The 12,833-nt window shown below is 56.1% G+C and carries 12 protein-coding genes and 1 pseudogene; 3 read left to right on the top strand and 10 right to left on the bottom strand.

Annotation, left to right across the window (positions count from 1 at the left end; all coding sequences use genetic code 11):
* From L0H14_RS09615 to L0H14_RS09630, 4 genes are all read right to left on the bottom strand, one after another.
* Positions 1 to 332, bottom strand: a 332-nt coding sequence (locus L0H14_RS09615) for a phosphoribosylformylglycinamidine synthase subunit PurQ (RefSeq protein ID WP_301421731.1), incomplete at its 3' end; no start/stop codon positions are given.
* Positions 329 to 577 carry a phosphoribosylformylglycinamidine synthase subunit PurS gene (gene purS, locus L0H14_RS09620; RefSeq protein ID WP_301419367.1) on the bottom strand — a complete coding sequence of 83 codons (249 nt, stop codon included), beginning with the start codon at positions 575 to 577 and terminating at the stop codon, positions 329 to 331. The genes L0H14_RS09615 and purS, both read right to left, overlap by 4 nt.
* Before the next feature lie 101 nt (positions 578 to 678).
* Entirely contained in the window at positions 679 to 1,362 is a 684-nt protein-coding gene (locus tag L0H14_RS09625) for a response regulator transcription factor (RefSeq protein ID WP_301421732.1), read from the bottom strand.
* Complete coding sequence (locus L0H14_RS09630; RefSeq protein ID WP_301419365.1) at positions 1,355 to 2,656, bottom strand: sensor histidine kinase; 1,302 nt, start codon at positions 2,654 to 2,656, stop codon at positions 1,355 to 1,357. Before L0H14_RS09630 ends, L0H14_RS09625 begins: the two co-directional genes overlap by 8 nt.
* 248 nt (positions 2,657 to 2,904) lie before the next feature.
* On the opposite strand from L0H14_RS09630, the gene L0H14_RS09635 reads away from it, so the two are divergent.
* Complete coding sequence (locus L0H14_RS09635) at positions 2,905 to 3,096, top strand: hypothetical protein (RefSeq protein WP_301419364.1); 192 nt, start codon at positions 2,905 to 2,907, stop codon at positions 3,094 to 3,096.
* A gap of 290 nt (positions 3,097 to 3,386) precedes the next feature.
* Here the strand turns inward: L0H14_RS09635 and L0H14_RS09640 are convergent, their stop codons facing one another.
* Positions 3,387 to 4,442 (bottom strand): hypothetical protein, encoded by a 1,056-nt coding sequence (locus tag L0H14_RS09640; RefSeq protein WP_301419362.1) that lies wholly within the window; start codon positions 4,440 to 4,442, stop codon positions 3,387 to 3,389.
* Between the two features lie 62 nt (positions 4,443 to 4,504).
* Positions 4,505 to 4,846, bottom strand: coding sequence for a helix-turn-helix transcriptional regulator (locus L0H14_RS12530; protein WP_367618019.1), 342 nt, complete (start codon positions 4,844 to 4,846; stop codon positions 4,505 to 4,507).
* Between the two features lie 349 nt (positions 4,847 to 5,195).
* Here L0H14_RS12530 and L0H14_RS09645 point away from each other — a divergent pair, with 349 nt between their 5' ends.
* Both L0H14_RS09645 and L0H14_RS09650 read left to right on the top strand, forming a co-directional pair.
* On the top strand, positions 5,196 to 5,414 hold the full coding sequence (locus L0H14_RS09645) for a hypothetical protein (protein ID WP_301419361.1): 219 nt from the start codon (positions 5,196 to 5,198) through the stop codon (positions 5,412 to 5,414).
* A gap of 43 nt (positions 5,415 to 5,457) precedes the next feature.
* Positions 5,458 to 6,653: pseudogene (locus L0H14_RS09650) on the top strand (MFS transporter).
* An 8-nt stretch (positions 6,654 to 6,661) separates the two neighbouring features.
* Here the strand turns inward: L0H14_RS09650 and L0H14_RS09655 are convergent.
* The 4 genes from L0H14_RS09655 to L0H14_RS09670 all read right to left on the bottom strand — a co-directional run.
* Positions 6,662 to 8,203: a hypothetical protein gene (locus L0H14_RS09655; protein ID WP_301421733.1), complete on the bottom strand. Its 1,542-nt coding sequence runs from the start codon at positions 8,201 to 8,203 to the stop codon at positions 6,662 to 6,664.
* Between the two features lie 170 nt (positions 8,204 to 8,373).
* Positions 8,374 to 9,660, bottom strand: coding sequence for an aspartate kinase (locus tag L0H14_RS09660; RefSeq protein ID WP_301419359.1), 1,287 nt, complete (start codon positions 9,658 to 9,660; stop codon positions 8,374 to 8,376).
* 50 nt (positions 9,661 to 9,710) lie between these two features.
* Positions 9,711 to 10,316, bottom strand: a complete 606-nt coding sequence (gene recR / locus L0H14_RS09665) for a recombination mediator RecR (protein ID WP_301419358.1) — start codon at positions 10,314 to 10,316, stop codon at positions 9,711 to 9,713.
* A gap of 25 nt (positions 10,317 to 10,341) precedes the next feature.
* On the bottom strand, positions 10,342 to 12,833 hold a 2,492-nt coding region (locus tag L0H14_RS09670), incomplete at its 5' end, for a DNA polymerase III subunit gamma and tau (RefSeq protein ID WP_301421734.1).

Raw genomic sequence — 12,833 nt, forward strand, 5'->3', positions numbered from 1 at the left:
TTGGCAACGAACCCGCCCGGCAGCAGACCAGTTTCGGTTAGAACCTGGAAACCATTGCCCAGACCAATCAGTGTGAGCTCTTGGGCCTTCACTGCGTCTTCTAAGACACGCATAATCGGTTGGGTGGCAGCCAATGCGCCGGCACGAAGGTAGTCACCATAGGAAAAACCACCTGGAAGAATGACCAGCGGTAAGTCCGCCAGATCAGGAGCTACGGTGGTCCTGGGGTGCAATTTCACCGGTGTTCCGCCGGCAAGTTCAACGGCGCGTAGCACCGAGAGGGCGTCCGTTGCTGCGTCGAACATGACGACGCCGATTTTTGGTGCGCTCATTTAGCTACCTCAACATTGGCAACATATTCAGTGGACGGATTCGCCAATAATTCTGCGGCCAAAGTTTTGGCGCGATCCAGCACATCCGCGGTGACTTCTCCTTCAACGGTGAGTTCGAAACGTTTTCCTTGACGGACCTGTGAGAACTCCCGGAACCCTAATTCGGGAAGCCGAGCGTCGATCGCTTTTCCCTGTGGGTCAAGCACTGCGGGCTTCGGCATGACATCAACGACGATAGTGGGCATGATTGCTCCTGATCTGGAATCTACCAATTGGCTCTCTTGATTTTATCGAAAATCACCGGGCTCCGAACCAATGGGTCGAAACCACCAACGAGCCCGCCGTATCAGGCCTGATTCCTCACATAGCCATGTTCATAGGCCCAGATCACCGCGTGAATGCGATCTTTGACTTCTAACTTCATCAGAATATTCGAAACATGTGTTTTGACGGTTGCCGGCCCGACGAAGAGTTCTTCGGCGATCGTCGCATTGGATTTTCCTTTGACGATCATTTTCAGGATTTCATCCTCCCGGCGGGTCAAATCAACCTGCAGACTCGGTTGGGGTTCGGGAACCAGGGGGGCTTCCTTGATTGGTTGTTCGAACATTCGTTCAAGGACCCGACCAGTTACTTCAGGTGCTAGAAGTGACTCGCCGCTGGCGATCACATTGATGGCCTGGATGAGCTCTTCTGGTCCTGCCGTCTTGAGTAGAAAACCTGACGCTCCCGCCCGGAGAGTTTCGAATAAAAAGTCGTCACGATTAAACGTCGTCAGAATCAATATGCCGGCCCGCACCTCAGAATTCACGAGAGCCCTGGTGGCCTCGATGCCATCCATATCCGGCATCTGCACATCCATGCACACCACATCCGGGTCCAACTGTCGTGCTTGTTCAATTGCTTCGTGACCGTTGGACGCCTCGCCGACCACTTCGAGTCCGGGCTCGGTGGACAAGATCGTTGCCAGACCGGTGCGTAGCATCGGTTGGTCATCAACGAGCAGAATACGAGTCTTTTGGTCAGGCATTTGCAGCTTCCATTCGGCACGGTACACGGACCACGACTTTCCAGCCGTACGGGGTACGTGGCCCATATTCTATGGTGCCATCCACAGCCTGAACACGCTCCTTCATACCCTGGACTCCGGTGCCTGTCCCGTTTGAAACGGGGTCGTATGCTTTACCATCATCCGTTACGGACAGCGTCACAGCTGACTGGTCATAGTGCAATTGCACCTGAACCCGAACATCCTTGCCGGCATGTTTCCTGGTATTCGACAGCGCCTCTTGGGCCACCCGATACAGTGTCAATTCAGTGGCCGCCGATACTTCCTGCGGTTCACCAGTGATCTCAAGTGTCACGGTTTGGTCAGTGGAATGAGCTTGCTGAACCAGCGTAGGGAATTCACTGAGGTCTGGCAGGGGTTCGCTTGAACCGTCCTGATCTCGCAGTGTGTACACCATCGTTTGTAATTCTTGGACGGCTTGGGCCGAAGCCGTTTCAATATGCCCGAGCTGTTCTACCACCGAGTCTGTGTCTCGTTCTGCCTCAATGAGTCGCCGAGCAGCTGAAGCATGAACGCCCATCACCGTCACGTGGTGAGCCACCACGTCGTGGAGCTCCCGAGCGATATGTATGCGCTCGGCATGGACAGCGGCATCAGCTACCCTCTCATTGGCTTGCTCCAATTCGTCGTGGGCCTTCTGTAATTTCCAGCGCTGCTTGGCACGGTGCCACGCTTGCCCACCGAAGTAGCAGGCTGATAAGTAAAATCCGAAAGACAGAATCACGCTGGTCACTAGGAAATACAGGATCTCGCTCGTGTCGACACTGCGCAGTGCCTCTTGGCTGACCTCCGCGGTTTCGTCATCGAGGATGACGAGTAGCATCGAGCCGACGATCTGTACGGTGACCACGGCGAACCGCACCCAGAAGGCCAGGCGTCTATTCGAAACCCAGGCACCGACCGCATAGATCGTCATGAAACCAACAAACAGTAGTGAATAAAATTCCGATGCAGCGGTTAATGAACCAACGGTGATCATCGCGGTAAACACACTTGCCACCGTGATGGGAAAGCGCCGATACACTACTAATAGGGCTGCTATTGCCAGTGAGAAGACCTGGGCAGCGACCATATTCACGCCGGTATCCTCTAATATGGTGGTGAGCCGTAAAGCCTGCAAACTCAAGACCGAAACAAATGCGACGACCACTGCAAGAATCGTATCCGTGCGAAGCCAATTTTCGGGTAATTGACGGACAAATTCTGTGTCATTCGGGCGCTGTGAAGTTGCGGTGCGGCTACGGGATTTCAACATTCGGTCAGCCTTATGGTGTGGAAGCGACGGGGATATGATTGCACTACATCTTAGTCGCGTATGACAGGCGTGCCGATGGCCACAGTTACTCCTAGTTGTCCCACTGGTACATAGATAATGTGTGTCATATTTGCCGCCCATGGTTGTGGCCAGACAGGCAAGCTCTTTCACCACGAGGCCCCGCAAAATCGAGCTCGTAGCTCTTCGACCCCGCTTCCAAAAGACACCTTGTCAAAGCGGACACGTATATGGAAAACCATCGAACTCATCTCGTTGCTGGTTTGGCCGTCACCGTCTGTGGCGGTGAAGATGTAACTGAAGCATCAGAAGGTGGCGAAATAACTATCGAAGTATTTAACGGTTGTGAGGAAAGGGTCGCCGCGTCCGAGTTCTGGAAACACGTCCTAGAGACAGAGGACTGCACCATCACCCTCGAATAGGCCGACCCGGCACTAACCTTCTCCGGTTTGGCGGCTGGTGACTATGACTTCAACTTGGATGTTTGGAAACCAATGAAGATGCACTGATCGATGGCACCGACGAGCTAGCTGATAATGCGGATGCATTCGGTAAAACGATCATTGGTATTGACTCTGCTGCTGGTCTGTCTCAGAAAATTGAAAACGAAGTGATAGAGCATGATGTTTTTCGAGACGGAAACCGACGACTACGGCCCGATCGTTGAAGAGTGGGCCGCTGAAAACCCGGAGTACGTTGAGGGCCTGACCGACTAGCGGTGCACACGAAATAGCTTCATTGAGCGCGCACTTGTACTGTCGGATACCAAAAGTGGGATGACATTTCTGAGTACTGCGTGTCGATGGGCGTACTCGCGTTGTTCCTGAAAGACTTTCGAAAAACCGATGAACGAGAAGAACAATCCGGCGTATATCGAAACGTAGACCAGGACGGTCCAATAGATCGTTTCGACGATGCCGTCATGGGCCTGGAGGATGTCTCCAATGCCTGCAACACTTGTACTGGTGCCACCAGATATATCCTGTAGGAGCAGCAAGAACTCTGGCGACGCAAAGAAAAATGACATGGTGACCGGGATCGACCAGTTGACGAGACGACCGAAACCCGTGAGAAATCGTTCTTGCAAAGTGGACTTGATGAGCAGCATGACAGCAGTCAAGATAAAGAACGTGAGGGTCGTAAACAGCGTCAAGAACAACAAAAACCCGAGCTCACTGAAAATTGGCGTATAGCCAGCATCCGTTTGATGACCGGGCATCACGAAATGCAAGAGGACAAAGGCCAGGAGAAACGCTATAAGAGCGGTAGGCAGCATTCTTGCCAAAATTGCAATTCGGTGGCGAAACAGTGTTGGTGCCGAACTGGTCTGGCGCTCAGTAAAGATCCCCTCGAGTGCAATCCAAATGGTTCGTGGAGATTTCTCGAGGTAACCTGCCAGATCATAGATGGCGTTCAACGAATGTTCCACCGTGTCGAACTGCTCTGGGGAATATTCGTGGTGGTGTCTGGACGCGCCTGCGGTGCAATCGTCCTGACGTGTTGGATATTGTTCTTCGCCAGAGTCCTCAAGCGCAGATTCGGGGCCGGATACTTCGGCATGCTTATGGCTACGCAGTTTGCGCATTTTCAGTCCGACGGCCGAGTCGCGTCTGGAGTGCAACCTCTTCGGGAATAAACGTTGCCGCCAGTCAGTCCGACTTTGGCGAGTTTTCTCATGGTCGTCCATGGTCTCGCTAATTTCGAAGCGGAGCTCAGCTAATTCTTGGTCTGACGCGATGTCATCGCGTGCCCACATACTGTTTGTCATAACTGCATGTATATCAATTCCAGCGCCGGAATGGGTAGGGCACTCCTTCCTACTTGCGTTCCTTAGAAGTCTTCCATGCCTAAAGGATGTATTGCCCACTCGGTTGTCTCCGCGTGGCTTGCACCCGCCCCATAGACCCGTGCCAGTTCGGTGCGAGAACGGATGGCGAACTTCGAATAAATCCGAGTTAGGTGATATTGCACAGTTTTCTCAGCAATAAACAGGTGCCGAGCGGTTTCCCGGTTCGTGAGCCCTTGCACAACCAACTCTGCGATGGAGTGTTCTTGTGGGGGTGAGGTGTGCCGGCAGACTGGAGGACGCGGTTGGCGTCGCGGCCTTTGGCTCGGTGTCAGGGACCCGATATTGCCACATTCCCGTGGCTCGCAGTTCTTGGTTGCACAGATCTACCATGACGGTCGCGTTGACCGATGTGAAGAACTCGCGGGCACTAACTAAACGTGCCGCGGCTTCTTTGCGTCGCCCTGCGCGGCGCAGTATTTGTCCGTAGGAAAATAAATATCGCCCGTGATATGTGGCCACCCCATCTTGTGAAGTGAGCCGCAGCGCTTCCAAATACAGCGTTTCGACGCCGCTGCGGCCTTGTTACCGAGCCTGCCGGAAGACGCCAAGATCAAGCAGGGAGATGTGTATCTCTACCCGGGCCAAGTTGTGCCCCAGCGGATTGCTGAAGTCGTCTTGACTCATGAGGACCTGCTGTGGGCATGATCCATTGACGAAGCCGACCCCGACTCGGTGCTTGACGCAATCGAAGCCATGATGCGTCGCATGGCACAAAACGCCCAAACCCCAGCGGTCACAATTGAAACCGAAGAAGGCGATAGCTGGGTACTCAATGGTGGGGGACCGCGCATATTTGGCGACCGAGAAAACTTAGCTATTTGGCTGTCACGCGGTGAAACCGGGGACCTTGAATTCACTCAACCCGTCGAACAGCTCCCGGTCTGGGCATAAACGGTCGACTCCTCCGCACATTAGAAAACCTGTAAAGGAAATCATGTCTTCACCCATATTTGCTGCTGACCCTGTGAAAGAACGCCGCACTGCCGGCTGGGTCGCATTCATCGCCTGTGCAACACTCATTTTTGACGGTTACGACCTCACGATCTACGGCACGGTCATGCCCACCTTGCTCAACGATCCATCGCACATCGGCGCATTCGATGCTGGCAGCGCCGGTGCCTTAGGATCTTATGCCATGCTCGGTGTACTGGTCGGAGCTATCCTATGTGGAAGTATCGGGGATTACATCGGTCGTCGCAAGATCATCTTGTTTAGCCTCGCATGGTTCTCACTGGGCATGTTTGCGACCGCATTGACCACAACGGTTTTCTCCTTTGGACTCTTCCGGTTCCTCACGGGCCTAGGGTTGGGTGCCATCTTGGCAGCAGCCGCGACAACCATGGCAGAATTTGCGCCAGAGGGAAAGCGCAACCTCTACAATGCAATCGTCTACTCCGGAATTCCTGCAGGCGGGGTATTCGCGCCCTGATGGGGATCCTCTTGCTCGAGCCCTTGGGCTGGCGAGGACTATTCATGATCGGTGCCTTGCCCATCCTGCTGTTGCCTATCGCCTGGTTTAAACTCCCGGAATCACCGCAATGGCTGATGACTCGAGGCCACCGGCAGCGCGCGTTTGCCCTCGCCCAGAAGACGGGCAACGCACTCTATGAAGTACCCGCCAAAACCACGAACCCTTCCTTAGACGAAGCTGCGGATCAGCGCACCGGATTTGTCGCGCTTATAACCAAAAAGTATCTATTTGCTACAGCCATCCTGGGTTTCGTCTCGTTTTCTGGGCTGTTGCTGACCTATGGACTCAATACCTGGTTGCCGCGCATCATGGAAGGTTATGGTTACGACACGAATGGGTCGCTAACATTTCTCCTGATCCTCAATGGTGGCGCAGTAGTTGGCGCACTGATTGGTTCTAAATTGGCTGACAAATTCAGTCCACGACCAATTATCATCACCACGTTCACCATTGCCGCCGCAAGCCTGATCATGATGACCTTTCAAATGCACCTGGGCCTGCTGTTGGGCTTCATTGTCTTCGCCGGTGTTGCCGTCTTTGGAGCGCTGATGGTTGCCTTAGTCCCTAGACAGCCGGAGGACAAAGAACGTGAAGTGGACGCCGCTTCGATCGATCTGACTGTGAAACCATCCGACTTGAAAACGGTCAAAGCCTCATAGTGTCACGTTCAGGCGCGTTTGTCGGTCAGGCCGAAATACTCGGCGATCACAGTTGCGTCTAGGGAAGCCACTGCTTGTGGCGTGAGCTCTGGTTTCTTGGATGGATCCGGCAACCGGATAGCCTCCAAGACCAGCTGCACGGCGTCCCAGTCGATACCATTGAGGATCAACTCAGGTTGGGCCCACGCCAGGTTTGGGTACAGGGTGATCCACCCTGGGCCAGCGATACCGTTCGACTGATTCTGGACGAAGCGAAACGGCGCAGGATCATCGGCTTTGGCAGGCTGGACGAGGATCGGTGCGACGCCCGGAAGATGCAAGTTGTACCAGGCCTTATTACCGCGTTCCTCGGATTCGTTGATGGTGTCGCCGTTGGCGGCGTCAAGATATTTTAGGAATGCTGGGTCTTTGGTTTCCAAACTGTAGGTGTCGTAGCGCGAAAAGACCACGACTCTGCGAGGTTCATCCTTCGGATACCCCCATTCATCGGCCTCAATGATGTCTGTTGCGATATCCTTTGGATGCGGCAGCATCGGGTGCATATGGAATGGTTGCAGGCCCAACGCCCAGGCTCGATTTTCGTCCATGACAAAAAAGTTTTCGCCGGGAGCCGTCCAACCACGGCGGATCCGAAAGAAATCGTCCATGGTGTAGGAGACTCGGTCAGCGGCGTAGCCTTGCTGATCCAGGCTGGCCCAGGAGGTGTCTGGGTCTAATCGGGTGTATGGCACTTCGACGGTTGAGTCTGCGCCGAAAAGCTCCCCGCCGGTCGAGAATTTGAAGGTATCGGTGGGTTGGGCTGTCTGGTTCGTGAAGATGACGAGGGACCAATCGAGAATCGCCTCGTCGTGCCCTGCGGTGCCTAGGATCCCATGATCATAGGTATGAATACGCTGTATTCGTACCTGGCGTGCCAGATACGAGCGCAGCGCTTGCCCGGCGGTCCGTTGTAAAAACGCGGAAGGTAACAACCAGGCGGAAACGGCTCCGGGAGCCAAGAATTTGTGAGAAGCCAATAAGAAGTGGATGTATGCGTCGGCCAGTCCGGTGGGCCGGATCCCGGTGGCTTCCTCTGCACAATCTGCGGCCAGTACTTTTTGGTCTGAGGTTAGCCGATGGTGTGCTGTTGTCGGTGGCCGAGACAACACTAGGGTGGCCTTGGGTAGGTCAGCTGCGGACAGTCGCAAGAAGTTCAGATCATGAACCGTGAGGCCGGCCGGGGCCCAAAGATCGTGTGCCAGTGCGGCGAATTGTTCGTCAGGTTCGGCACCGTGTGCAGCACGGATTTCGAGGCCGCCGTCATGGTCGGGGGCATCGTGTAAGAGTGCTGAGAAGAAGATGCCTGACCCAACACAGGGATCGAGAAAGCTGATCTCACGCCCGGGGTGATAACGCAGTGCCAGACCCGCGATATCGCTGGCTATTTCAAATGGTGTGGCGCCTTGCTGGGAAGAGTGGTGTTGATCGTCGGAACGGAGTTTTTCTAGAAAGACTTGACCGGTTTGTCGAACAGACTCGGTACCAGTTATATCGAAGTCGAAACCTAGCACACTGCCTCCTTCCCGCTATTGCTATGGCACAACTGCCGGTAGCTCCCAACCCTAATCTGTCAAATTGAACACAACGGTGATATTTGCATTTGTGTAGTGAAAGTGAGAGCCACCGCAGAAATCGGTTGGACTTCTACGGTGGCTTGCAACAGTTTAGGTGCTTGCGGGGCCTAGCGGCCGGTACCGCCGTGCACGACAGCCTCTTCATCGGCGTCGAGACCGAACGCGCGGTGAATCTCCTGGACTGCTCCCGCTAATTTGTCTTCGGCGGTGACAACCGAGATGCGAATCTCGGAGGTCGAGATCAAGTCGATGTTGGCACCGGCGCGGTGCAGGGCATCGAAGAAGGTTGCTGAAACACCGGGGTTGGAGCGCATGCCGGCACCGATCAGGGAGATCTTGCCGATATTGCGCTGGTGGACGACGTCGTCGAATCCAATGCGCTCTTGAGCGTCGCGCAGTGCTGCGATAGCGGTTTTGGTTTGGTCCAGTGGCACGGTGAAGGAAATATCTGTTGCCCCGGCCCCTGCACGTGATGGGTTTTGGACAATCATGTCAATGTTGGTTTTGGCAGAGGCAATGACTTGGAAGATGTCGGCGGCTTTGCCCGGAATGTCTGGGACCCCGACGATGGTAACTTTTGCTTCAGAGGTATCGTGTGCGAGACCGGAGACGATTGGCTGTTCCATGGGTTGGCCTTCTGGTAGTTGGACGATGTCATCTTCATCTGGGATCACCCAGGTGCCTTCGTGATCAGTGAAGGAAGAACGGACGTGGAGTTTGACGCCGAATCGGCGGGCGTATTCCACGGCACGTAGGTGCAGGATTTTTGAACCGGAGGCGGCCAATTCGAGCATTTCTTCGGAGGAAATTTCATCAATTTTGCGGGCCGCAGGTACGACTCGAGGATCGGCGGAGAAAATACCGTCGACGTCGGTGTAGATTTCGCACGCATCGGCGTCCAGTGCAGCTGCTAGCGCTACCGCGGTGGTATCGGAACCGCCGCGGCCCATCGTAGTGATGTCCTTGGACTCGGGCGACATGCCTTGGAACCCCGCAACGATGGCCACGTTCCCGGCGTCGATGGCTTCACGAATACGTGTGGGGGAGACCCTGGTGATCCGAGCCTGACCGTGGTAAACATCCGTGAGCATACCGGCCTGGGAGCCGGTGAAGGACTGTGCTCGCGAACCGCTGGCGTCGACCGCCATGGCCAATAACGACATGGAAATGCGTTCACCCGACGACAAGAGAATGTCCATTTCGCGTGCGGGAGGATCGTCGGTAATTTGGCCGGCGAGATCGAGTAAGTCATCGGTGGTATCGCCCATCGCAGAGACGACGACAACTACTTGGTGGCCGGCACGCTGGGTAGCGACCACACGGCGGGCAACGCGCTGAATTCCTGCAGCATCAGCCACAGAAGAGCCGCCGTATTTTTGGATGATCAGGCTCATAGGTACTCTCGGGTAGACAATTGGAATTGTCTTTAAGTGTAGCGGTTTCGCTACGTGGTCTCGCCGAGTTTGCGACGTCCTTCAAATGCGCGGCCTAACGTCACCTCATCGGCGTACTCGAGATCTCCACCTACGGGCAGGCCTGAAGCCAGCCGTGACAAGGTGATCCCGACCGGCGAGAGCATACGGGTCAGATAGGTTGCGGTGGCTTCACCTTCGAGGTTTGGGTTGGTGGCGAGGATGACTTCTTTGACGGCTTCATCTTGGAGCCGGGTCAAAAGTTCGCGGACACGCAGCTGATCGGGGCCGATTCCGCCGATGGGGTTGATGGCCCCGCCGAGCACATGGTAGCGGCCGTTGTATGTTCGGGTGCGTTCGATCGCGATGACGTCCTGAGATTCTTCGACGACGCACATCAGGCCGGTGTCTCGGTGCTCATCTCGGCAGATGGCACAGACACTGTGTTCGGACACGTTGAAGCAAATTTCGCAGAGCCTGATCTTGGCTTTGACGTCGGTAATCGCATCGGCCAGCGCAATCATGTCGGATTCGGATGCTTCGAGTATATGAAAGGCGATGCGTTGGGCAGATTTGGGGCCGATACCCGGGAGCCTGCCGAGCTCATCGATAAGACTTTGGACTGCACCGTCGTACACGTTGGTGCCTTTCTTTCGTTACGGTTTAAAGTTTTGGTGAGCCGTCTGCGTTGCGTTCTTCAACGAGTCGGCCGTTGAGGACATTCTCAACAACACTGCGACCGGCGAGTCCGGAGTCCTCAATGATTTCGTCGTCTTCAGAGGCGTAATCGTCGTCATCGTCATCCGGGGTTTTTTCCTCTTGCGGTGCCGTTTCCGATTCTGAACCGGATTGTGGCTGGCCGCCATATTGGGCCACCATGTCGGCGAAACGCGAGCCGGAAGCTGGTTTGGGGCTGTCCTGTTGTGGTTTTTTACCGGAGCTCCCGGGGATGACGTCACCGAAGCGCCGTTGGAATTCTTGTCGCAGCTCAGCTTCGGATTTTGCAAATGCCGGGATGACCGGTTCTTCGGCTTGTTCATTGCGCGGGATGAACCCAGCGTACCCGTCTGATGCGACGGGGTCCGGACCTGTGGCGATTTCAGGTTCGGAAGACGACGGTTCTTCAACTGGTGCAGGTTGCTGCGGCGCAGACTGCTGGGTTTCAGCTGGTTCCGCCTGTTGCGGTGGTTGTGGGGTCGCCGAATTTTCCGGAGGCTGTGGGTTCCAGGGGTCTTCATTCGGCATCCACTCATCATCATCTGGGGGACCCCAGTTTGGGTCTGGCTCTCCCCAGTCAGGTTCTGGTTGGCCCCACGCCTGGTCGGGCTGGCCGGTGCCCCAACCAGCGACCCCGGTGGCGGGTGGCTGCGGGTGGATTGGAGCAGGCTGGGGTGCTGACTGTGGCGCGGGCCGTGGTTGGGATTGCTGCGGTGGCTGCGCTGGTTGTTGTGGTGGCTGAGGTGATGATGGCTGTGCCGAAGCCTGCGGTGTCGGGTCTGCTGCATTCTGCGGCGCTACCGGCGGAGCAGGTTGTGCCGGGTTTTGTGGGGGCCGCTGTTGTTCGGCAGCAGAAGGTTGTTCCGGCCGGGCCTGCGGGCGCTGTCGAGCTGGCTGAGGCTGTTGCCGAGCCGGGCGGCTAGAACCTTTTGGGGAACCACCATCCGGTGTACCGGAGATCAGGTCGAGCTCCGGTTGGATGCCCAGTACATGGTTGAACCCTGCGGAGAGTAGGTTGGCGCCCCCGCGCATCTGCACTGTATTCCGGGCGCCATCGTTATCGAAGCCAATGGTCAACAACTTGCCGTCGAAACCTACAACCTGGGCGTTGCCGTTGACCGTCATCCAGATAAGGCGGGATTCGTTCTTCAAGAACTCCAGCACTTCTGGCCATGCACGACGAGCCATCTCAACCTGTGATGGCTGCTGGGCTGCTCGCTGTTCGGTGGGTTGTTCTGGCGTGGCCGGTGCTTGAGGCGGCACCGCGACTTCAGGAACATTCGATTGCACAGGTTGTGCGGGCTGGTCGTTTACTGGTTCGGCCTGCTGTGGCTCCGGTGTCGGTTCAGGTCTCGCCTGTGGTTCCGGCTGCCGTTCTGGCCGTGGCGCAGGTTGCGGCTGAGCAGCTGGCTGTTGTGGTTCAACAGCGGACTGTTCTTCCGATGCTTCCTCTGCCTCGCGTTCGCGGAGCAGGGCCGCACGGGCCGCTGCGGCTCCGGATAGACCGGTTTCCTCAGCAGGCGCTGCGGCTTGCGGCGCTGGTTGACGTGGCTGCGGATTACCAGCGGACGCTTCAGGCACGCCGCCGTATTCGATACGCCGTTCCAGGCGATCCATACGGGCAGCCAAGCCACGCTCGGTTTCGTCGGTGGCAGGCAACATGAGTCGTGCCATCAACAATTCCAGGTGCAAACGTGGGGACGTGGCGCCATTCATCTGCGTTAGGGCAGCGGCCGTAATATCGGCGGCTCGAGAGACCTCTGCGGCGCCAAGTTGCTGGGCCTGGGCTCCTAGCCGTCGAAGTTGGTCTTCGGGCATCCCGTGGAGAATCCCCGCGGCTTGTTCAGGTGCAGCGCGAACAATGACCACATCACGGAAACGCTCCAGGAGATCCTGCACAAAACGCTCTGGATCTTGTCCGGATTGGACTACTTGATCCACCACTCGAAACACCGTGGGGGAGTCTTCAGCAGCCAGGGCGTTGACGACGTCGTCCAGCAGGTTTTCAGGGGTGAAGCCGAGCAGGTTGACGGCGAGATCGTAGCTGACGCCTTCTTGCGTCGCTCCCGCAAGGAGCTGATCTAATACCGAAAGTGTGTCACGCACCGAACCGCCACCGGCACGAATGACCAGGGACAAAACGCCCGGGGCGATGGGGATCTGTTCGTATCCGGCCAAGGTTTCCAGATACTGCATCAGTGGCTCTGGCGGCACCAACCGGAATGGGTAGTGGTGAGTGCGCGAGCGGATCGTACCGATGACCTTATCCGGCTCGGTTGTGGCAAAAATAAACTTGATGTGTTCAGGCGGTTCTTCAACGATCTTCAGCAGCGCGTTGAAACCAGCCGGAGTCACCATATGGGCTTCGTCAATAATGAAGACCTTGTACCGGTCACGAGTCGGCGCAAATGTGGCGCGCTCACGCAGGTCACGGGCAT

The sequence above is a fragment of the Yaniella sp. genome (assembly GCF_030453185.1).
GTDB lineage: Bacteria > Actinomycetota > Actinomycetes > Actinomycetales > Micrococcaceae > Yaniella.